Annotated in this window: 21 protein-coding genes; 16 read left to right on the forward strand and 5 right to left on the reverse strand. The window is 51.9% G+C overall.

Annotated features, from left to right (window positions below):
• Positions 1-64: 64 nt before the first annotated feature.
• A complete protein-coding gene (locus FHS90_RS15140; RefSeq protein WP_182513673.1) occupies positions 65-1,423 on the reverse strand; it encodes a sensor histidine kinase in 1,359 nt (452 codons plus the stop codon).
• Positions 1,413-2,792, reverse strand: coding sequence for a sigma 54-interacting transcriptional regulator (locus FHS90_RS15145; RefSeq protein ID WP_182513674.1), 1,380 nt, complete (start codon positions 2,790-2,792; stop codon positions 1,413-1,415). The genes FHS90_RS15140 and FHS90_RS15145 overlap by 11 nt, the downstream gene beginning before the upstream one ends.
• Positions 2,793-3,724: 932 nt before the next feature.
• Here FHS90_RS15145 and FHS90_RS15150 point away from each other — a divergent pair.
• From FHS90_RS15150 to FHS90_RS15185, 8 genes are all read left to right on the forward strand, one after another.
• Positions 3,725-4,975, forward strand: a complete 1,251-nt coding sequence (locus FHS90_RS15150; RefSeq protein WP_182513675.1) for an efflux RND transporter periplasmic adaptor subunit — start codon at positions 3,725-3,727, stop codon at positions 4,973-4,975.
• Positions 4,976-5,122: 147 nt separating this feature from the next.
• Positions 5,123-5,812, forward strand: a complete 690-nt coding sequence (locus FHS90_RS15155) for an ABC transporter ATP-binding protein (RefSeq protein WP_182513676.1) — start codon at positions 5,123-5,125, stop codon at positions 5,810-5,812.
• A gap of 11 nt (positions 5,813-5,823) precedes the next feature.
• A complete protein-coding gene (locus FHS90_RS15160) occupies positions 5,824-8,238 on the forward strand; it encodes an ABC transporter permease (RefSeq protein ID WP_182513677.1) in 2,415 nt (804 codons plus the stop codon).
• A gap of 350 nt (positions 8,239-8,588) precedes the next feature.
• Positions 8,589-9,476 (forward strand): STAS domain-containing protein, encoded by an 888-nt coding sequence (locus FHS90_RS15165; protein WP_066830757.1) that lies wholly within the window; start codon positions 8,589-8,591, stop codon positions 9,474-9,476.
• A 12-nt stretch (positions 9,477-9,488) separates the two neighbouring features.
• Positions 9,489-9,887 carry an STAS domain-containing protein gene (locus FHS90_RS15170; RefSeq protein WP_066830550.1) on the forward strand — a complete coding sequence of 133 codons (399 nt, stop codon included), beginning with the start codon at positions 9,489-9,491 and terminating at the stop codon, positions 9,885-9,887.
• Positions 9,871-10,284: an anti-sigma regulatory factor gene (locus FHS90_RS15175; protein ID WP_066830553.1), complete on the forward strand. Its 414-nt coding sequence runs from the start codon at positions 9,871-9,873 to the stop codon at positions 10,282-10,284. Before FHS90_RS15170 ends, FHS90_RS15175 begins: the two co-directional genes overlap by 17 nt.
• Entirely contained in the window at positions 10,274-11,317 is a 1,044-nt protein-coding gene (locus tag FHS90_RS15180) for a SpoIIE family protein phosphatase (RefSeq protein WP_066830556.1), read from the forward strand. Before FHS90_RS15175 ends, FHS90_RS15180 begins: the two co-directional genes overlap by 11 nt.
• Positions 11,318-11,322: 5 nt before the next feature.
• The gene (locus FHS90_RS15185; protein WP_182513678.1) at positions 11,323-12,675 is read left to right on the forward strand and encodes a sensor histidine kinase; all 1,353 of its coding nucleotides are present in this window, start codon (positions 11,323-11,325) and stop codon (positions 12,673-12,675) included.
• Positions 12,676-12,748: 73 nt separating this feature from the next.
• Here FHS90_RS15185 and FHS90_RS15190 read toward each other — a convergent pair whose 3' ends face one another.
• A complete protein-coding gene (locus tag FHS90_RS15190) occupies positions 12,749-13,177 on the reverse strand; it encodes a response regulator (RefSeq protein ID WP_066830561.1) in 429 nt (142 codons plus the stop codon).
• A gap of 466 nt (positions 13,178-13,643) precedes the next feature.
• Between FHS90_RS15190 and FHS90_RS15195 the strand changes: the two genes are divergently transcribed.
• Together FHS90_RS15195 and FHS90_RS15200 are read left to right on the forward strand one after the other, a co-directional pair.
• Entirely contained in the window at positions 13,644-13,997 is a 354-nt protein-coding gene (locus FHS90_RS15195; RefSeq protein WP_066830563.1) for a hypothetical protein, read from the forward strand.
• A 622-nt stretch (positions 13,998-14,619) separates the two neighbouring features.
• Entirely contained in the window at positions 14,620-14,790 is a 171-nt protein-coding gene (locus FHS90_RS15200; RefSeq protein ID WP_161947685.1) for a hypothetical protein, read from the forward strand.
• A gap of 110 nt (positions 14,791-14,900) precedes the next feature.
• On the opposite strand, the gene FHS90_RS15205 is transcribed toward FHS90_RS15200, so the two are convergent.
• The gene (locus FHS90_RS15205; protein ID WP_066830565.1) at positions 14,901-15,419 is read right to left on the reverse strand and encodes a hypothetical protein; all 519 of its coding nucleotides are present in this window, start codon (positions 15,417-15,419) and stop codon (positions 14,901-14,903) included.
• Positions 15,420-15,766: 347 nt separating this feature from the next.
• On the opposite strand from FHS90_RS15205, the gene FHS90_RS15210 reads away from it, so the two are divergent.
• The 5 genes from FHS90_RS15210 to FHS90_RS15230 all read left to right on the forward strand — a co-directional run bounded on the left by FHS90_RS15210 (position 15,767) and on the right by FHS90_RS15230 (position 20,125).
• Positions 15,767-15,958 carry a hypothetical protein gene (locus FHS90_RS15210; RefSeq protein ID WP_241498915.1) on the forward strand — a complete coding sequence of 64 codons (192 nt, stop codon included), beginning with the start codon at positions 15,767-15,769 and terminating at the stop codon, positions 15,956-15,958.
• 358 nt (positions 15,959-16,316) lie between these two features.
• The gene (locus FHS90_RS15215) at positions 16,317-16,964 is read left to right on the forward strand and encodes a hypothetical protein (RefSeq protein ID WP_153042560.1); all 648 of its coding nucleotides are present in this window, start codon (positions 16,317-16,319) and stop codon (positions 16,962-16,964) included.
• A gap of 59 nt (positions 16,965-17,023) precedes the next feature.
• On the forward strand, positions 17,024-17,653 hold the full coding sequence (locus FHS90_RS15220; protein WP_182513679.1) for a hypothetical protein: 630 nt from the start codon (positions 17,024-17,026) through the stop codon (positions 17,651-17,653).
• A 105-nt stretch (positions 17,654-17,758) separates the two neighbouring features.
• Positions 17,759-18,859, forward strand: a complete 1,101-nt coding sequence (locus FHS90_RS15225) for an alkaline phosphatase D family protein (protein WP_182513680.1) — start codon at positions 17,759-17,761, stop codon at positions 18,857-18,859.
• Between the two features lie 228 nt (positions 18,860-19,087).
• Positions 19,088-20,125, forward strand: a complete 1,038-nt coding sequence (locus FHS90_RS15230; RefSeq protein ID WP_182513681.1) for an alkaline phosphatase D family protein — start codon at positions 19,088-19,090, stop codon at positions 20,123-20,125.
• Between the two features lie 65 nt (positions 20,126-20,190).
• On the opposite strand, the gene FHS90_RS15235 is transcribed toward FHS90_RS15230, so the two are convergent.
• Entirely contained in the window at positions 20,191-20,712 is a 522-nt protein-coding gene (locus tag FHS90_RS15235; RefSeq protein ID WP_182513682.1) for an effector binding domain-containing protein, read from the reverse strand.
• 551 nt (positions 20,713-21,263) lie between these two features.
• Here FHS90_RS15235 and FHS90_RS15240 point away from each other — a divergent pair.
• Positions 21,264-21,677: a hypothetical protein gene (locus tag FHS90_RS15240; RefSeq protein ID WP_153042562.1), complete on the forward strand. Its 414-nt coding sequence runs from the start codon at positions 21,264-21,266 to the stop codon at positions 21,675-21,677.
• Positions 21,678-21,681: the final 4 nt, after the last annotated feature.

A 21,681-nucleotide genomic window follows, 5' to 3' on the forward strand; every position in this document is an offset into this window, starting at 1 on the left:
CACATCTGCCCAGGTAAATCCAGCACTGGTTCTGCTGTTTTTGACCTGTTTTGGCCAAAACAGGTCAAAAACGCAAGGTGAAGGTGGTACCTGTGCCCAGCTCTGAACTCACCGTCAAAGAACCTTTGTGCAGGCGCATGATCTGCTTTGAAAGGCTGAGGCCAATGCCAGAACCCGTCCGTTTGGTGGTATAAAACGGCAAAAAAATCTGCTCCTGCGCTTCCTCAGAAATACCGCTGCCGTTGTCAGTGACCTGAATCACCACGCGGCTGTCACTGTCCATGAACGCTTCTACCTCCAGTTTTTTCTGGGGCTGGTCTGCCAGGGCGTGAATGGCGTTTCTGATGAGGTTGATGAGCACCTGCTCCACCAGTTCACGGTCTGCGGCTACCTGTAGGCTGGCAGGTGTACAAACCAGCACATACGTGATCTGCTCATGCGCCATCTCCTCCTGAAAGAGCAGCTGCAGTTGCCTGAACATCTCCTGCAAAGAAAACAGCTGCTTTTTAGGCGTGGGCACCCGCGCCAGACTTCTGAAGTCGTTCACAAAGCGCACCAGCCCCTGGCTGCGTTTCTCAATGGTCTGCAGGGCCAGGCCCATGTCTTCGGTTTCTTCGCGCTGCAGCACAATGGTTTGGCTGGGCTGGGCTTCCAGCACGTCTTGAATATCCAGGGCCACGCTACCCGCTAAAGACGAGATGGGTGTGACGCTGTTCATGATTTCGTGCGTGAGCACCCTGATCAGGTTCTGCCACGCCTCCATCTCCTTCTCCTCCAGCTCCCGCTGAATGTTCTGGATGGAGGCCAGCCGGAAGTCTTCGCCGCGCAGTTTCAGGTCCACCACAAACACGGAGACGGGCACCTGTTCCCTGGCATGCTTCAGTTTGAGCACCGCGCTCTGCCCCGCGGGCAAATGCAGCAGTTGCTCCACCAGCTGGGGCGCCTGTGGCAGAAGATGTTCCACGTGTAAAAGCTGGGGGATTTGCATGAGGCGCTTGGCCGCGTTGTTGATCAGTTGCACCTCGCCGTTCTTGCGGTAGGTGAGAATGCCAATGCCAATGTGCTGCACCACCGTCTGGAAATACTGGGTGGTGGCCTCCTTCTCTGAGCGAATATCCCTGAACTTGCGCATGACCTCGTTGTAGCGCTCATAGAGCTCGTCAAACAACTGGCCTTCGCCGCGCGGGGAGAACGACTCAGAGAAATCATCATACTTGATGGTGTTCAGGAACTTGATCAGCCGCTGGGTGGTGCGCTCCACGAAGAAGATGAGCCAAATGGTTTGCGCGGCGATCAAGAGCCCCAGCGCCACCTGCGTGCCCACGTACGTGGCTTTGAAACCAATGCTGAAGAACAGGAAAATACTCGCCACCAGCAGTACCACCCGCAGCACCACCTGTAGCCTGAAATTCTTAAAGACCATATTTCTCCAGTCTTCTGTAGAGCGAGGCACGGGAAAGCCCCAATTCCTTGGCCGCTTTGGAGATGTTGCCGTCATGTTTGCCCATGGCCTTCATCACGGTGGCTTTTTCCACATCGTCCAGGTTATGAGACTGTAGCATCGGCTCTGCCGAAAGGGGTTGCGCCATCTGAAGAAAGAAAAAGTCCTGGGGCTGCAGCACCTGGTTCTCAGAGATAATAGTGGCCCGCTCCAGCACGTGCTCCAGTTCCCTGATGTTGCCGGGCCAGTCATACCGCCGCAGTCGTTCCAGCGCTGATGCACTTAAAGTTTTTGCCGCCTGCTTATACTTCTGGGCGTAGCGTTTCAGGAAATGGTCAGTGAGCAGCGGCAGGTCCTCCAGACGCTCCCTGAGCGGCGGAAGGTGCAGTTCTATGGTATTGATCCTATACAGCAAATCCTGCCTGAACTTGCCCTGCTGTACCATCTGCTGCAGCGGCATGTTGGTGGCACAGATCAACCGAACATTAATAGGAATGGGCTGCCCCGTCCCTACCCTGATCACCTCACGGCGTTGCAACACCGTCAGCAACTTTGCCTGCATGGCCATAGACAAATTGCCAATCTCATCTAAAAACAAGGTTCCGCCATTGGCCATCTCAAAACGGCCCACCCGGTCTTCCTTGGCATCTGTGAAGGCGCCTTTCTTGTGCCCGAAGAGTTCGCTTTCAAACAGCGTCTCTGTGAGCGAGCCCATGTCTACGCTCACAAACACCTTGTCTGCCCGCCCCGACTGCTGGTGCAGCGTTCGCGCAATGACTTCTTTCCCCGTTCCGTTCTCCCCCAGCAGCAGCACATCTGCGTCTGTGCGGGCTACACGGTTCATGAGGTGCAACAACTGCTGCATGGCTGGGCTCTGCCCCGTGACCAGATTCACGTTCTGGTTCAGCTGGGAAGCCAGCGCCGAATTGGTTTTCTTCAGTGTGGAAATCTCTTTGTAAGACATTTTCAGCTTGGCCGCTGCGGAGAGCGTGGCAATGAATTTCTCGTTCTGCCACGGCTTGAGCACAAAATCAGTGGCTCCTTCCTTGAGCGCCCGCACGGCCATCTCCACATCCCCGAAGGCCGTGATCATGATCACCACCGCACTGGGGTCCCGCGCCAGAATCTCCTTCAGCCAATAGAACCCCTCATTGCCGCTGGTGGTGTCCTGGCTGAAGTTCATGTCCAGCAGAATGAGGTCATAGGTATCATGGTTTAGCAGGAACGGAATCTTGCGCGGGTCTTTCTCAATGAGCACCTGCTGTGCGTATTTCTTCAGCAGCATTTTGGCTGAAAACAGCACGTCTTCATTGTCATCAATGATCAGAATCTTGCCTAGGGTCTGTTGCACAGGGGTGTGGGTTTATTGGGAATGCTCTGCTGAAATTGTGCCAGCGCTTGGGTGATGCGGTAAAAGCGGCGCTAGAGGCTAAATTACTAAATGGCCCGTTAGAAAGTGTCCGGGGCTGGACATAAAAGTGTCCGGTGGTGAACAGTTGATGAGGATGTGGCTGTTACTGTTAGTTGATTAATTTATATGGTACTTGTTGCTGGAATGCGTAGTCCGTTGTTCCCTTGGCTTTGCCGCTGTTGACGTTGCTTCATTTCTGTTCCTGTTTCATCTTTTCCGATAAGCGCTCACGGCCGCGGGGCCTCGTCTTGCCGGTTCGCACTGCTGTTAAAACTAAACCTTCGGTTTTGCCTTCGGCAGCGTATTAAAAGAGGCGCTCACCGCCAAGACTGGTCTGGGTTCCTTTCCTGTTACTGCTTGTTTGGTTACGTATGCCTCTGCAGGTAACCGTTGCTGTTCCGCTAGCCTGAGAAGAGCCCGTGCTGCGCACATCAGCCGGGGGCATGGGTGGTGGATTGGCTGTGGCAGACTGATAGTGGCTGCATCAGCTGCTGCTACTGCTGTAGTTGCTGGCGCGAGTCTGCAGACTCGTGCCTGGTGATGACGGGTAGTCTCTGACTACCCTCGCTGCCGGGCAGCGACAAGAATCATTGCTTATCCATTCATCTGCCACCGCATCACCGCCTGCTCAAAAGACCTCGCAGGTTTTCAAAACCTGTGAGGTCTGCGCCAGTTCCCGTTTTCGGCCTACTTTTCTCAAAACAGGTCAAAAACACAAAGGGGCGCACACCTGTTCGGGCATGGACAAGAAAGTGTGCGCCAACGGACACTTTTACACATTAACCTTTTATTAAATACTGAAATTCAATAGTTTACAAAACTGGCATGGCTATTGGCATAAGAAGAAGCAGTATTGCCAAACACCGTTGATTATGGACCGCATTATTGAGAAGAAACGCTGGACGCCTACCAAAATTGCCGCTTATGTTGGGGTGGTGGCCGTGCTGGGTCTGTTAACCTATGTCTTCGCCTTCGGCGATAACAGCTCAAAGCTGAACGTAGAGGCCCAGAAGATCACCATGTCTACTGTGAGCCAGGGTTCTTTTCAGGAGTTCATACCTGTAGACGGCACAGTGCACCCCATCAAAACCATTATGATTCCGGCGGTGGAAGGCGGTACCGTTGACCAGAAATACCTGGAGGGCGGCAAGCCCGTGCAGCAGGGTGAACTGATCCTGAAACTCACCAACAACCGCCTGGTGCTGGACTTCATGAACCAGGAAACGCTCATGAACGACCTGATCAACAACCTGCAGAACTCCAAGCTGAGCCTGCAGCAGAACAAATTCAACCTCCGCCGCCGGCTGGCCACCCTAGATGCTCAGCTAGACGCCGCCAAAGACACCTATGAGCGCAGCAAACCGCTGTATGAGTCAAAAGCCATCTCGCAGCAGGAGTTTTACACTGCCCGCCGTGAGTATGACCGCCTCAAGGCCGAACGCCAGATTGAGCAGGAATCGCAGAAGTTTGAGGAGGCCAACGCCCGCACCCAGATTGCCCAGCTGGAAGCCACTATCTCCCGCACCAGCCGCAACCTGCAGATGATGGAAGACAACCTCAAGAACCTCTATATTAAAGCCCCTATCTCGGGCCAGCTCTCTTCCATTCAGGTGGAGTTGGGAACACCCGTGCAGGCGGGGCAGGTGATTGGCCAGATAGATGACCTGAGCGGCTTCAAAGTGAAGGCCGAACTGGACCAGCACTACGTGAGCCGCGTATTTGCCGGCCAGCGCGGCGAGTTCGCTTACAACGGGCAGACCTTTCCGCTGGAAATTTCACTGGTGTACTCTGAAGTGTTGAACGGCAAATTTCCGGTAGACATGAAGTTCATTGGCAAAGTGCCCAAGGGAATCAGAAGAGGCCAGACGTTGCAGATCAGGCTCCAGCTTTCAGATCCGGCCCCGGCGGTGTTACTGCCCAGAGGCGGTTTCTACCAGAGCACCGGTGGCGCGTGGGCGTACGTGCTGGACCCGTCCGGTTCCTTCGCCACCAAAAGGGAAATCCGCCTGGGGCGGCAGAACCCGGAATACTACGAGGTTCTCAGCGGCCTTAAACCGGGCGAGCAGGTCATCACCTCCTCTTATGACACTTTCAATGACAAAGAGCGGTTAGAGCTGAAGTAGTCTGTTTTGGAGCCGTTTTGGCTAAAACAGCTCCAAAACAGACTACTTCAGCTCCAGTTCTGAGTCCTGAGTTCAGGGTCTTGAGTTTTTAAAAAAGTCGTGCTACTTGCTACACGATACGAACAAGCAATCAACAATTCAAAAGATATGGTAAAGACCGTTAACCTCCAGAAGAAATATACCACAGATGAAGTGGAAACTACCGCGCTGGTGAATGTGAACCTGCACGTGAAACAGGGCGAATTTTTGGCCATAATGGGCCCTTCAGGCTGCGGCAAATCTACGCTGCTCAACATCATTGGCCTGCTGGACAACCCCAGCGGCGGCGAGTTCTACTTTCTGGATCAGGAGATCTCCAAATACAGCGAGCGCCAGCGGGCCAACCTGCGCAAGGAGCACCTGGGCTTCGTGTTCCAGAGCTTCAACCTGATTGATGAATTAACGGTGTATGAAAACGTGGAGCTGCCCTTGATCTACCTCAAAGTAGGGGCCGCAGAGCGGAAGCAGCGCGTGGAGCAGGTGCTGGAGCAGATGCAGATAGCGCACCGCCGCAACCACTTCCCGCAGCAACTAAGCGGTGGCCAGCAGCAGCGGGTGGCCATTGCCCGGGCGGTGATCGCCCAGCCAAAGTTGCTCCTGGCAGATGAGCCTACCGGTAACCTGGACTCGGCCCACGGCCAGGAGGTGATGCAGTTGCTGAGCGGGCTGAATGAACGGGGCACTACCATTGTCATGGTGACCCACTCCCCCACAGACGCTGACTTTGCCCACCGCATTGTGAACCTGTTTGACGGGCAGATCATCTCAGAGAACGTGAAAGAACTCGCTATTCTGTAACCCTTACGGCCATGTTAAAAAACTGCTTTCTGGTGGCGGTGCGCACGTTGCGCCGCAACATAGGGTATACTACGCTCAATGTGATAGGCTTGGCCCTGGGCATTACCTGTAGCCTGCTGCTCTTTCTGGTGATCAGTTTTGAGCTGAGTTTTGACACGTTCCACCGCAAGGCAGACCGTACCTACCGCATCAATATTGACTCAGATGACCAGAACGGCCACCACCAGTCTGCAGGTACCCCCTTGCCTATGTATGCGGCATTGAAATCTGCCCTGCCTGAGTTAAACCCCATCACACACATGCACGAAGAGGAAGGCGGTACCTTTGCCCTTCTTTCCAGTGACACCACCCAGACCTTACAGAAATTCAGGGAAGAAGGCTCTGTCATGTTCATAGATTCTGCCTTTTTTGACCTGTTTGATTTTGAGACGGGCGGGGTCAATGTAAAGCAGGCCCTGCGAGATCCAAACTCCATTTTATTGACTGAGTCCATTGCCAAAAAATATTTCTCTGATGGCAATGCCGTTGGCAAAGTGCTACGCATGAACAACACGGTGAATTTGCAGGTGAAAGGCATCATCCCAGACGCACCCGCCAATACAGACATACCGTACATCATGCTGGTGGCGTATGAGGCCTCTAACACCATCAATTCCCTGTTCCGTTCAGACAACTGGAACAGCACCAGCAGCAGCGAGCAGATCTATTTTGCCACTGCCCCGGGAGCATCTGCCAAACAGGCCGAAGACCGCATCAATGAGATCGCAGACCGCTACCGCCAGCGCCGCCCGGGCGAGAAAGAGCGGTTCACGCTGCAGCCTTTGGCAAACCTGCACTTCAATGAGGGGTACTCCAACTACAATGACCGTACGGTAGGCGTTCAGACGCTGTGGGCATTGGCGGTGATAGGTGCGTTTCTGGTGATCATAGCCTGCATCAACTTTGTCAACATGGCCACCGCGCAGGCTATGCGCAGGGCCAAAGAAGTGGGCATGCGCAAAGTGCTGGGTGCCAGCCGGAGCCAGCTGGTGGTGCAGTTCCTGAGTGAGACGGGCTTGATCACGTTGGCGGCCCTTTTGGTTTCTGTGGTGTTGACAGAGTTGCTCCTGCCCTACCTGAACCAGCTGCTGGACCTGAGCATCACCTTTTCAGTTCTAGAGAATAAAGAAGTAGCTCTTTTCTTGGCAGCGGTTCTGCTGTTGGTCACCTTCTTTGCGGGCCTTTACCCAGCGTTGATCCTCTCAGGCTTCAAGCCTATCTCAGCCTTGAAGAGCAAAGTGGCTACCGCCCGTACCGCTGGCCTCTCGTTGCGCAGGGCACTGGTGGTGCTGCAGTTCACCATTTGCCAAGTGCTCATCATCTGCACCATTGTGGTGCATGACCAGATGGAGTTCTTCAGAACGGCTTCCCTGGGCTTTGACAAGGAAGCGATTGTCACCGTCCCAATTCCCTCTGCCAGCGCGCACAAACTCATGCCGCTCCGGCAGCAGCTGGAGGCGCACGCGGGGGTAAGCGCTACCACGTTTGCAATGTCTCCGCCTTCGGCGAACGTGACCATGAACATGTCGTTCAACTATGATGACTACTCCATTGAACGCAACTTCAACGTGAACTTCAGGTTTGCAGATGAGAACTACCTCAAAACGTTCAACATTCCGCTCATAGCGGGGCGCATGTACCAGAAAAGTGACACCATTCAGGAATTTGTGGTCAATGAGACGTTCCTGAAGCAGGTGGGCGAAAAAAGCCCTGAGGCCGCGCTGGGCAAAAAAATGGTGGTGAACGGCGGGCAGAACGAAGGCCGCATTGTGGGCGTGGTGAAAGACTACCACGTAGGCTCCTTGCGGGAAACCATTGACCCGGTGGTGATGTCAACGTGGGCCTACTTCTACTATAACCTCAATGCCAAGATTGAAATGAAAGACGCCAAAGCCGCTATTGCCCACCTGCAGAAGGTTTGGTCCAGCGCCTACCCAGATGATGTGTTCTACTATGAGTTCCTGGATGACACCATTGCCGAGTTTTACGCCAGTGAGCAGCGACAAGCTGATCTGTTCAAGATTTTCTCAGTCATTGCCATTCTCATTGGCTGCCTGGGCCTGTATGGGCTGGTGTCTTTCATGGTGACGCAGCGCACCAAAGAAGTGGGGGTTCGCAAAGTACTGGGCGCCTCTTCCTTGAGTATTGTGGGCTTGTTCTCCAAAGACTTTACCGTACTGGTGCTTATTGCCTTTGTTATGGCGGCGCCTATCTCCTACTACTTCATGGAGCAATGGCTGCAGGACTTCAACTACCGCATTGCCATTGGCTATTGGGTGTTCTTGGCGGCCGGGGCCGTAACGCTGCTCATTGCCTTGACTACCGTGAGTGTGCAAGCCTTACGGGCGGCCTTCTCTAACCCGGTCACGGCGTTAAAAACTGAGTAGCGGTTAGGGGGAGTGGCGTTTTCGGGCTGTTTTTGGAAAAACAGCCCGAAAACGCCACGTAAAACAGCCCGGCCCCCTGTGCCGGTTCTATTCTTATGGGGCTACAGCGGCAACCGTGAAAACAGGGCTGAACGCTGCTTTCCTGGTTTATTCCCGCAGGCAGAACCTGCGGGATTTATATTTTTTATGGGTTTTAATACGGTTCCTTATAAAACTGTAGGCAGGATTTATCGTTTAGCAACTTTATTTCTTACTTTTACCCATGCCTCTTGGGTCTCCACGTTTTGGAGCTGTTTTTCAGAAAAGAGGCCAAAAACACAGAACCAGATTCAATCACCTACCCGTCATATATGAACAAAGAAAGCGCCGCTGCCTTGAAAGGAAAGAAAAAGCAAATTCTGGAGAGTTGGATGAGCAATCAGTTGCAGGATGCCGCCCTTCGGGATGACCTCATAAGTGTGTCAGAGTTACAGCAGCAATCAGAAGAGTTTTTAACTTCTCTGTTGAAAGCGTTTGGCACTAGCCAGGCAGAAGACACTGAGTCTGCCGGCTATGAGCCTATTCATGATATCCTAAACGAAATTTCTATCACCCGTGCCCGCCAGGGCTTCTCGCCCCGTGAGACCAGCTCTTACATCCTGAGCCTGAAAGAGGTACTGAGCCAGGTGCTGGAGGAGCGGTTCAGAGAGGAGCCCGCCATTCTCTACAAAGAGATCATCTCCATGAACAAGATCATGGACAGCCTGAGCCTTCTGACCTTAGAGACCTATATCAAAGGCCGCGAAGAGGTGATTCTGCGCCAGACCAATGAGATGAGCGAGATCTCTACTCCGGTGATCAGGGTGTGGGAAGGCATTCTGGCCCTGCCCATCATAGGCACCCTTGACAGCGCCCGCACCCAGGTGGTGATGGAGGCCCTGCTGGAGGAAATTGTAGCCACCGGCAGCCGTATTGCCATTCTTGATATTTCTGGCGTGCCCACTGTTGACTCATTAGTGGCCCAACATCTGATCAAAACCGTGAGTGCCGCCCGTTTAATGGGGGCAGAGTGCATCATTAGCGGGATCAGGGCTGAGATTGCCCAAACCATTGTGCACCTGGGTATTGACCTGACCAACATTTACACCAAAGCCACGCTGGCCAGCGCCTTAAAGATGTCTTTCTCCATGCTGAACATCATAGTAAGCAAAGGCAGCCAGAACAACCAGGCAATTTCTAAACAGAACTTAGGGTTTTAACCCAGCACCTACATGGAAAGAATCCCTATTTTAAAAATGGGCCCCTTCCTGCTGGTTACTATCCAAGTGGATCTGTACGACCGGCTGGCCCTCACGCTGGAGAACGACCTCATCAACATGGTGAGTAAAACTGAAGCCAAAGGCGTGTTGATTGACATTTCAGCGGTGAGCATTGTAGATTCATTCATGGGGCGTATTTTAGGCAACATTGCCTCCATGTCAAAGATCATGGATGCCGCCACCGTGGTGGTAGGCATGCAGCCGGCGGTAGCCATTACGCTGGTAGAGCTGGGGCTCACCCTTTCAGGGGTGCACACCGCTCTTGACGTGGAGCAGGGCATGGAGCTTTTGCGTGGAAAGATTGGCCAATTAGACACTGATGAGGAAGGCCTCTATGATAGTTTTATCTAAAGAGAAGCTTCCCATACAGAAAGAGCAGGATGTGGTATTGTTCCGGAACCGAATCAAGGAACTGGCCACAAAAATTGGCATGAGCCTGGTCAACCAGACCAAGCTCATTACGGCCGCCAGTGAGTTGGTTAGAAACATGTTGCGCTACGGCGGCGGCGGTATCACCCACCTTGAAATCATCAGCAAAAGCAGCATACCCGGGGTGCGCCTTGTCTTTATAGATGAAGGCCCCGGCATAAAAGATGTAACCTTAGCCATGAAAGATGGTTATTCTACTGGAAAAAGCCTGGGACTGGGGTTGCCGGGAGCCAAACGGCTCGTGAACGAGTTCGATATCAAAAGCGAACCCGGAAAAGGCACTACCGTCACCATAATCCGGTGGAAAAATGGACTTTAACTTTGATGCACACCAGCAGTTCCCCCTCGCTGACAGGAGCTTTCTGAACATTGTGAGGCGGGACATTGGTAAAATAGCCGAAGCCGTTGGCTTTACAGAGGCCGAGGTGGGCCGTGTAAGCCTGGTAGTGACAGAAATGTCAACCAACCTTCTCAAACACGTGGGCAGCCCCGGCGGGGAATTGCTGGTGAAGCCTATCTGCCAGGAAAACGGAAGTGTTTGCGGGATAGAACTTCTTTGCCTGGACAACGGCCCCGGCATGAGCGACCCACAGCGCATGATGGAAGACGGCGTCTCCACCTTCGGGAGCATGGGGCAAGGCCTGGGGGCTATCAAACGGCAATCTGATTTCTTTGACATCTATTCCCAGCGCAGCACCGGCACGGTCATTCTTTCCCGTATTTACAAAAAAGGAAAGGCCCCTAAGGTTGCGGCCAGGAATGAACAGGGGTTTGAGATAGGCAGCATCATGGTGCCCAAGCCCGGGGAGAAGGTGAGCGGTGACGGCTGGAGCCTCAGGTTGTCTTACAAGGGGGCCTATCTTATTGTTCTAGACGGCCTAGGCCATGGTGAAAACGCCCATGCCGCTGCCCAGAGTGCTGTTCAGTCATTCCAGCAGCAGCCCAAAGTTGCGCCGTCTGACATGTTGCGCGGCGTGCACGCCGCCATCAAAAAGACCAGAGGCGCCGTGGGGGCTATAGCCCACTGGAACGCGGAGACCAGGTCGCTTGCATTTTGTGGCATTGGGAATATTTCAGGGCGCTTAATTGGAGCCAGCCAAGCCAAGAACCTCTTATCTTACAACGGTACTTTGGGTATGAATGTGCCCAACACCATCAATGACCAGCAGCAAACCTGGGAGCGGGGGCAAATGATCATCTTGCACTCAGACGGGTTGAAAAGTAGGTGGGATTTATCTAAATATCCGGAACTGACAAGGCATGACGCAACGTTGATAGCGGCAGTACTCTACAAAGACAACACCCGCACCTTAGATGACACCTTAGTGGTAGTGGTGCGGGCAACTGAATAGAAAGAATGGATTTACCCATTACCACCATTAAGTTGCAGAATGAGTTAGACGTGGTGCTGGCCTATAAGCGCACCATGCAGCTCTCTGAATTTACCGGTCTCCCTACCGCTGCCCAAACCAAGTTTGCCACCGCTGTCTCTGAAATTTGCCGCAATGTGCTGGAGCATGTGGGCGAAGGGGCTATCAAGTTCAGTATGGTAGAGGTGCGCCATGTGCTGCTGTTAGAAGCCTACATCACAGACCGCGGCCGCGGCATCCCGCACGTGCAGGAGATCCTGGACCGGAAATATATTCCTGCCAGTGGCAAGGGCCAGGGCATTTACAACTCCCGTAAGCTGGTAGACCACTTTCAGCTGGAAAGCGACTTTGAGAAGGGCACCCGTATCCGGCTCCAGAAGAGAATACCCGCCAATCACCCGCCTATCAACAAAGCCATCATTCAAGGGTGGGCAGATTATTTCACCCATGAGTCAGATGTCTCTCCCTATGCAGAGATCAAGCGGCAGAACATGCAGCTGATTGAACTCATGGAGCAGCTACGGGTGCGCACCATTGAGGCTGAATACCAACTCCAGGAGATCCAGCACCTGAACCAGGAGTTGCAGTCTTCTAACCAGGAAATAAACGCGCTGCTGCAGGAGCGTGAAAACCATAACCAGGAGCTGGAGAAAGTCAACAAAACCCTGGATGAGTTTGCCCAAACCGTTACGCATGACCTGAAGGCACCGCTCCACAACATACGGGGGCTTGCCGAGGCCGTCACAGATTTTCTGGAGGAGAACAGTGTAGAGGAGGCCCAGGCGGTCATGCCCATGATTCAGCTGCAGGTCAAGCGCATGGACCACCTGATCAGAGATGTTCTGGCTTATTCCCTGACCGGCCGGCAGCAGATCCAGAAGAAAATGGTTTCAACCAGTGAGTTGGTGTATAATGTGTTAACTACGCTGGCAATTCCTGAGGGGCTGCAGATTTTTGTGGCAGAAGACTTGCCAGAGATAGAGGCAGAGGAGATTTTTTTGCAGCAGATCTTCAGCAACCTGCTGAGCAATGCCCTAAAGTACCATGACCTGCCGGGTGGCAGTGGCAATGTATGGATATCTGCCAAGCGCCACCCCGCCTGCTGGGAGTTTGTAGTAGCAGATGACGGCCCCGGTATTGCCCCAGAAGACCATGAAAAGGTTTTTGAGTTGTTTGAAACCACCAGTGACGTGAACCACCCAGACAGTACCGGTATAGGTCTGGCGCTGGTTCGTAAGATTCTGCAGGAGAAAGGGGAGCGGGTCTGGATAGAGTCTACCGGCAGAGGCACGGCCATGCACTTTACCTGGCCGCTTTCAGAAGAGACCTTTCCTGAGTAGACTTTCTATAAAAGCAGAAGAGGCGCTATGCATAGCGCCTCTTCTGCTTTTATAGAAAGTGCCTGTTGCGTCTCTAGTGTTGTTGATAATACTGGCTCATGATGTCTTTCACGTCTGCCTCTGTCAAAGCCTTTGAGAAATGCTTTTTCACATGTTCATAGGTTTTTAACCGCTCCAGATCATAGAAGCTGGCAGAAGAGGTGAGCATTAAAATAATCAATCCTCTTTTTTGCCCTAGATTAAGTTTGTGGTATTCATCTAAAAAGCTGAACCCGTCCATTACCGGCATTTTGATATCCAGGAAAATCAGGTTAGGGCTTACATAGGCGCTCCCTTCCCGGTTGGCCTCCTGCAGATACTCCAGTGCCTCTGCCCCATGCTTTTTGATAATAATCTCCTTCGCTACTCCTAACTTCATTAGCAAGCGCTTGTTTACGAAGTTAGTAGTATCATCATCATCTACCAACATAACCAAATCCAACGGCTCAAACTGGGTCTTCATATCAAAAAAAGTTTACAACAGGTGCATTCAGAGTCACCTTTGACAGCCAATACATTACTCACAAATATAGCAAAACAAAATTCAATCTTCCTTCAGGCTTTTACGCAGCAAAGGTGAATTGCTGCCCCTTCAGGCTGCCTCTTAAACCGAAGAACCCTCCCGAAGGTTTCGGCAACGTCTTTCCAAAAGACAACCGGAGGCACAAAACCGCCCCCTTGGCCCCGGCAGCAGAACGCCCGGGGCAGGGCGGTAGGCCCGCGCTCTGCTGCTATCGCCCGGCGGCGCAGAGTTGTCTATATCAACATAGAATAAGCGTCTTGCGTATGAGAGGGAAATGTAGACAAGCAGACCCCGGTGGTTTCTCAGAAAAAATACCATGCCGTCACTTCTCTACTCTGTTTGCACCCATTACTATTGTTTTATGGCCGTTAACCTACAGCAAATAAGTGCCCGCCTTAATTTTTATATGAGAATTAAAGAGCTGGACGTATACCAACTGAGTGTACTCACCCAAACCCAGCCCGCCCTGGTAGGCTGCATGGTGCAGGGGGAGGACTATTGCATGGATGACCTTCTTGCCCTGTTAAAGCAACTGCCAGACCTTAACTCCCGCTGGGTGATATACGGCGAAGGCAATGTCTTTAAGACAGAAGGCCAGCAGGCAACACCTGAGGGGACCTTGAAAAAAGACCGGGCCGCTTATCTCTCAGAAATGCAAAACCTGCTGCATGAACTGGAGGAGATTGAAAAGCAGCAGCAGCAGCAGACCCACTTAGACCAACTGCGCAGCAGAATCAGGGACCTTACCAAACATATCTAAGCTGATGGTTCTGGGTGGGGCGCCGGTAAGGGAGCTAGGGGCGGCCGAGTTGGGCCACCAAACAGCAGTTGGAACAGGTGATACGCAGCCCCAAATCAATTCTGCAATGATAGGGGTGGCGTGCAGTGAGCTTGCCTGGTCCGGCTCGCAAGCAACCCCTGGTTTAAGGTTGTTTTTCCAAAAACAGGCCAAAAACGCACTTTTACCGGTCAGCAGTGGTCTGGCTTTTTTCCAGGGTGAAAAGAAACGTTCAGCTGTTCCCACGCGGGGCTGGTCATGTACGTTGGACTTGAGCAGGCAACTAAAACGCCTGAAAACAAGTAAGAGGGAGAGGCTTTGCGATTCTCTGTTCTCTCTACCCGCCCTTCACTGTCTGGTGAGTCAGGCGCAGCACTGCTAGATGGCCTTTATCTGGCGAAAACCCTTCTCTGCCGCCGTTAATTACCGGCAGATCTGAATTTAATGCCTGCTTACCTATACATTTGTTTATTTGCGGAATGAGTGCAGGAAGAAGGAAAGCTCAAGTTCATCACTAAATCACAAGTATTTTAGAAAATGTTGGTGCCTACGTAGGGGTAGCGCTATGGAGTTTCAGTCTAACTAAAACGGAGGAAGGTACTTTATGAAACAACGCAAGCTAAAATTACCGGAAGAATTGCGTTACAGCAACAGAAACCGATGGATGTTTGTCTCCAGTGACAACCCGCCGCTGGTGTTGCAACAAACAAAGCCACCAGTAGCACCGCTGGCTGAGATCTATAACTTTTGCGGTTATACCTTCTCAGAGAATTAAAGGATGAATCAGAAAAGGCCGGTGCCGCAGGGAGGTTTTCCCTGCGGCACCGGCCTTTTCTGATAGGTTTATAAAAGACTTTACCCTGTCCTGGGTACGGAGCGCTGCTTTTAGCGGGCAGCCTGCATCCGCTCATAGGCGGGTCTCTGCTGAACTTTCACACTGTAGTACTGCTTGTCCAGCCCTCCTCTCAGCACTAGAATATGTTTGTCTTTCTGGTAGATGCGCAGTTTCACATCTTTTGAAACCGGTTCCTGCCGCAAGAGCTTTGCGGCCGCATTCCTGATGTTGTTCTGTACCTGAGAGATCAGGTTCTGCCTGAAGACGGAGTATTCAATCACCTGGTCACTGGGAGCGTTTCCTTCTACGTACAGCACTGCTGCCAGACTGGTGCTTTTCCCGTCGCCAATCTTAAAGCAATGCCGCTGCACCTCTTCGCTGCCGCCACACTGGCCGTCATAAATCCAGCCCCGGCTCTCCAGGGTGGTTCTTATTTTCTCAACCGGTTGTGATTGCAAGGCAAGAAGTTCGTTTAGCTGCAGACGTTGCGCAGATACGGTTTGCCCCATCACCAATAGTACAGCAATGGCCAACACTGCTCTCTTCCCTAATAAGTACACCTTTTCCATGGTTATTCAATTAGCATATTTTGTCTCAAAACCACACTCTTATACGATAAACAGAGAATTTAGATAAGAATACCCTTCTAAAGTTTAGGCCCTCCGCTTTTAACCAAGGTTTGCTTCTTAAGAATAGACAAATTGAATTTCTGAGCCAAAGCTGCCTCTTTTGCCCTTTGCAGCACAGTAACAAGGCTTTTTAAGAAAAACTAATATAGGATACAGCTTAATTATACAATTATATTCCTATTTTCTTACTAAAACCCAATTAAAGGTTTCTGAGTATAAACCCTTAGAAACCACACAGGAAAGATGATGTCCGTAACGTCATGATGGAAAAGTTGAAACGTATAAAATTGGAATTATATAATCTAAGGACCAAAGCACGAAGAATCTTCATGCGGGGGTATGAAGATCTGACTATGCTGATCTATTACCATGACCTCAAGAAGAATTTCCTGCTCCTGATTGTGGGTGCCAATGACCACCTTTTAGCCGAAAGGGAAATTTCAAGGGCAGAGGCGTTCCGTATCATGAACACCAGATAGCGCTGAACCTGTACCCCATACCGGGGCTTTCTATATAACCGGCGCAAGCCAAACGCAACGAAAATCCCCGCCCAGGCCAGGCGGGGATTTCTTTTCAGTAGATGCAGCTTGCAGACCAGCATTTGCATAGCAACTGCCGGGCAGGGCATTTTTCCGTTTTCAGGCTACTTTTCTGAAAACAGCTCCAAAACAGGGTAGAGCTGGCGGTTTAAGCCAGCCGTGCTATTAGTGGCTGAAAGCGTATCTGAACAGGTAAAAAAACAGAGTTGCCCTTACAGGAATTTACCTCTCATTCTTACTACCTTTGACTATCTATAAAAAATTTCATTCAGCTTATACACCAGAGGAACTACTCTTCATGAAGAGACTACTTTTAGTATTGGCAATTATAGCAGCAAGCTTTACTGCCAAAAGCCAGGATTTTAGCGGCACGCTGGTAACAGGCTCCCTCAACTTTGCATCAAAGAAGCTCAAGCAGAACAATACCAACGTATTGGAGGCGAACTCCTTTACCATTAACCCCAGCATAGCGTTCTTCCAGAGAAATAACCTGGCCATAGGGCTAACGGCAAGCTACAGCTACTCAGACAACCTGAACCCGGCTGACGATCCTGCAGTGGGGGATATGGTAGGGAACATCAAACTGCTGGGAGTTGGCCCTGTGCTTAGAAAATACTTCCTGCTAGATGAGCAGGCGGCCATATTCCTGCATAGCTCCGCCATGTACATGAACGGGAAGCAGGAAGTAGAGGTGGGAGGCAGCAATTACATAGAAATAGATCTTAGGGGCGCATTGGTTAATTTCTCACCGGGCTTTACTTTTCTTATAAGCCCTAAGGTGGGCATAGAAGTAAGCATGGGAGGGCTGTCTTATCAGTTCCTTTCCCAGGGGAGTCAGGGCAACAAAGCCAAGAGCAGCACCTTTGACCTGGACCTGGGGCTGGCCAGCACGCAGGTGGGCGTTTCTTTTTATTTGAACAAAAAAACAGCTGAGGCCGCAAACTAACCAGGTCTTCTGCCCTGTCAACACTTTCCTCTTGTGTTTTCCACTCCATTTTGCATCTAATGAAAAAAACAGTTCTTGCCCTGGTGCTGTGGGCAGCAGCCTTCACCGGTAGGTCCCAGAATTTGAGCGGCGCCCTGCTTTCTGGCTCCCTTAAATACTCCACCCAAACCATTAAGCCCGGAAACAGCTTCTCAGATGACACTGAGCTGTCTTCTTTTTCTATCAGCCCCAGTATAGGCTTCTTTATCAGCAACAGCATTGCCCTTGGGGGCGCCTTGTCTTACAGCAATGGAGATACCAGGCAAAGCATTCCGGGCTACGGCTCTACGGTGTTGAACAGTGAAATGCTGGCCATTGGCCCGTTCCTGCGGTATTATAAGCTGTTAGGAACACGTGCCGCCTTCTTTGGGCAGGCCACGGGTGCCTATGTCACCGGTTCTCAGGGCAGTGAAGACAACGAAGTCTCTGTTTCAGGGGCGGCTTTTGGGGTAGCCCCTGGCTTTGTTTTCTTCCCAACCACAAAGATAGGGCTGGAGCTGGTGCTGGGAGGGTTTACGTACCAGAGCCTTGAGTATGAGCAGACAGATTTCGGCTTTTCCCAAACAGAGAATAACCTGGATTTCAACCTGGGGCTGAACAACCTCACCCTGGGTATTACCTTCTATCTGGGCCGTGCTGCAAAGGAATAGCCTCCCGTAGCGCTAACATTCCCTGGGCCCGTAGCCGTGCTACGGGTTTACTTTTTGTAGGTTCATTTTTGCACCCATACCTGGGTAAATGCCGTACCAGCCTACATGCGCGCCCCAAGAAACTGGTACTGGTCTCTCCTCACGTTTATTTCCTTCTCCTGCACCTTCTCCCACCCTGACAGAAGTGCGGCACCGCTGCCGCCTGCCAATGCCCAATCACCTCTTTCAGTGATTGCCCTGGGCTCCTGCAACTCACAGGAGAGGGACCAGCCGCTGTGGCAGGAGATCCTGAAAAACCAGCCGCAGCTCTGGGTCTGGCTGGGAGACAACATCTACGGCGACACAGATGACATGCAGGTTCTGCAAGCAAAATACCAGAAGCAGCTCCAGCAACCCGACTACCGCCAACTCCTGCAGCGCGTGCCGGTCATTGGCACCTGGGATGACCATGACTATGGGCGCAACAACGCCGGGAAAGAATATGCCCACCGCACCCAGAGTGCCCAACTTTTCTGGGATTTCATGGGTGAGCCAGCCAGCAGCCCCCGCCGCAAGCAAAAAGGCGTCTACAGCTCCCACACCTATGGCCCCCAGGGGCGGCAGGTGAAAATTATCCTGCTGGACGTGCGCTACCACCGCGACTCCCTAGCGGGCGCAGAGCCTGACTATCACCTCAACCCGAAAGGGGATATGCTGGGCGCTGCGCAGTGGCGCTGGCTGGAGAAAGAGCTGAAGAACAGTAACGCCCAGTTTCATCTCATTGGCAGCGGCCTGCAGGTGATACCCAATGACCACGGGTATGAGCGCTGGGGCAATTTCCCCGCTGCCCGCAACCGCCTTTTTAACCTGATTGCCAAGACCAAAGCAGCCAACGTGATTCTTCTGTCTGGAGACCGGCATTTTGCCGAACTCTCCAAACTTTCATGGCCGGGTGTTCCCTATCCCATATATGATTTCACCACCAGCGGCCTCACCCATTACTGGAAGGGAGGGCTGGTGCATGAACCCAACAGAAACCGGGTGGGTGAAATGCATGATAAGCTCAACTTTGGAGTGCTGCGCATACACTGGGGCACCCAGCCGGCCGTGGTAGATTTTGAGATCAGAGGCCGCGGGAACGAGCTGCACCAGCTGGTGAAAGTAGAGTACGCCCTCCCTAAAGCAACCCTCCCTAAAAAAGCAGCTACTAGCAGAACAAGAAAATAGGCGCCTTGTAACTATTCCCTGTTAAGGCTTTCCGTTTATGGCCTGTTTTTGCTAAAACAAGGCAAAACTGGCCTGTATAATCCAAAAAGTATAGCGTAAAGGCTGGCTGGGTTTAAGTAAAATTTTTATTAGTTAAATACTTTTGCATCTGCTTTGGCTTTAGCTAGTACAATTAAAACTTAAAATGTTTACCTTTCGTAAAAGGAATCCCTTAACTTTTACTGAGCTATGCGAATTGTTCCCTCTGCCCTTCTCCTGCTTCTCTGGCTTTTCCCGTTCACCTTCCTGTATGCCGGCACAGACACAGAGGGTGCCAAAAAGAAAAAGGCCGCCCCCGCTGCCGTAGTCACTACTATTGCCTTCGGGTCCTGCAACCGCGAAGACATGCCGCAGCCGCTATGGGCAGATATTTTAGAAAACAAGCCACAACTCTGGGTCTGGCTGGGTGGCAACGTAGACAATGAGGAAACCAATATCAACACCCTGTCTGAGCGTTACCAGCAGCAGCTGAGAGACCCGGGCTATAGCGCTTTGAGGGGAGCCGTCCCGGTTATTGGCACCTGGGACCACCATGATTATGGAATTCCGCAGGGCGGAAAAGAGTTTGAGCACAAAACCCAGAGCCAAAAGCTGTTCTGGGACTTTATGGGCGTGGCCGAAGACAGTCCGCTCAGAGGGCAGGAAGGCGTGTACAGCGCCCACACGTATGGCCCCAAAGGGCAGCGGGTGAAGATTATCCTGCTGGACACCCGCTATCACCGCGACTCCCTGTTCACTGATAAAAATGTCTGCCGCCCCAACCCCAAAGGTGATATTTTAGGCGAAGCACAATGGAAATGGCTGGAGAAGGAACTGAAAAGCGGAGACGCCGAACTCACCCTCATTGGCAGCGGCACCCAGATCATACCAGAAGAACATGACGCCGAAAAATGGGCCAACTACCCTAAGAGCCGTGAGCGCCTGCTCAAACTGGTCTCCCGTACCCAGGGGGGGGTAGTGCTGCTGTCTGGGGAGCGCCACTTTGCTGAAATCTCCAGGTTTGAGACAAAGAACGCAGAGAAAGCTTTTTATGAAGTGACCAGCAGCGGCCTCACCCACTCCCTGGGCCGCGACTATGACATAGAGACCAACAAGTACCGCGTAGGCAACATGGTGGCCAAACGTAACTTTGGGCTGGTCCAGATTGACTGGGAGAAACGGGAGGCGGTGCTCAAAGTGCAGGGTGACAGAAATACCACCTACCTCAGCCAGGCGCTTACCTTCTAAAGTTCTGTTTTGGGGCTGTTTTTCAGAAAACAGCCCCAAAGCAGAACCCCCTTACAAGCTGAATGCTACTTCTTCAGCCGGGCCTGGATCACGGCTGGTTTGCCATTTGGGTACCGCTCTACGTAGAACTCTTCCAGCGTTAGCTGGTGCTCCTCAGCGTAATCAAACAGGGCGGTGTAGATTTTCTTGGTAGCTACCATGAGGCTGGCCTCCAGCTCCCCCTGCAGCACCGGTACCCCCGCCGGTACTACGCGCACCGCAAACCCGGCGGGTAAGGCCACCGCCGTATCAGTGACGGCCACCCCCACAAAGGCTTTAATGGTTTTGGTTTCCTTGCTGGGGTTGTTGTAGTAAATACCTGCCAGATCACCCGCCAACTGCTTTTTCTCCACTATCTGCCCCACCTGCTGGTACAGCTCCCCCAGCTCCTTGGCATCTGTGCGCCCCTCAAAATATTTTCCGGCAATAAAAAGCTGGCTTGTCTGGGTCTGCGTCACGGCCACTGCTGAGAAACCGCCCACATACGCGTACACGCCAAGCGCAACGGCTATCACCACCGCCATGTATATCAAAAATTTCTTTGTCATGGTGCAAAGGTAGGGGTAGCGCACAATAGGTCATACAAGTTTTGCCTTGATAAAGGTTAAAGTCTGCAGGCTCTATCAAAAATTGAGGTTTTTCTATAACTTGACCACTGGAAATCAACACTAGGTTTGCCTCAGCTGCTTCCTCTTTTATAAACCAATATCGAATACTTATATAAACCCACCCAATGAAAAAAGCATACCTGCTCCTTTTTAGTCTCGCTTCCCTCTTTCTTACAAATGCACAGGCCCAGGGCCTGAAAAGTGCGGTGTTGGTAGGGGGCTCTGTTAACTATGATCACCAATCTTCTAGCAAGATGAACAGAGAGACTACCTCAATGTTTGGCTTACGCCCAATGGTAGGCTACCTGCTTTCAGACAGATGGGCCGTTGGCCTTATAGGAGGCTATGCAAGGGCCGTCACTGAGAGGGAGGCTTCTACTGTATCAGGAACCGGGTTTACATCTTATATATACCCTGGTCTTGAAGTAACCAGTACAACTTGGGAGGTTGGCGCTTTTACACGGTATTATCTCCCCCTCACCTCTAAGCTCATGCTTTTTGCACAGGCGGGAGGGGTGTTTGGCAGAACCAAAAGCAAGGTAGACACCGAGTATTCCTATCAAGGCATCATCACTGATGGATTATCTGGCCGCCCTGCCTATGTGTTCACCGGGACAGATTATTACAGAGACGCAAACGGAAATCTTATACTGGGGAGTGATGGTTTGCCGGCGGTAGGCTACTCTTCCAACTCCCAGGATATGGACAACTACCGGGTCTTCCTTTCGCCGGGGCTAGTCTTCTTTCCAACTCCGCTGCTAGGTATTGAGGTAAGCACCGGGGAGATAGCCTATAACCATAACAAGTCACTGGACCAGAAAAATTTTACGGCGAACCTGAACCTGTCAAGTATCAAGCTAGGCCTTTCTTTTTATCTGGGCCGGGCAAAGGAAGCCACTGAATAAAAAT

Source organism: Rufibacter ruber (assembly GCF_014138425.1).
GTDB classification, from domain to species: Bacteria; Bacteroidota; Bacteroidia; order Cytophagales; family Hymenobacteraceae; genus Nibribacter; species Nibribacter ruber_C.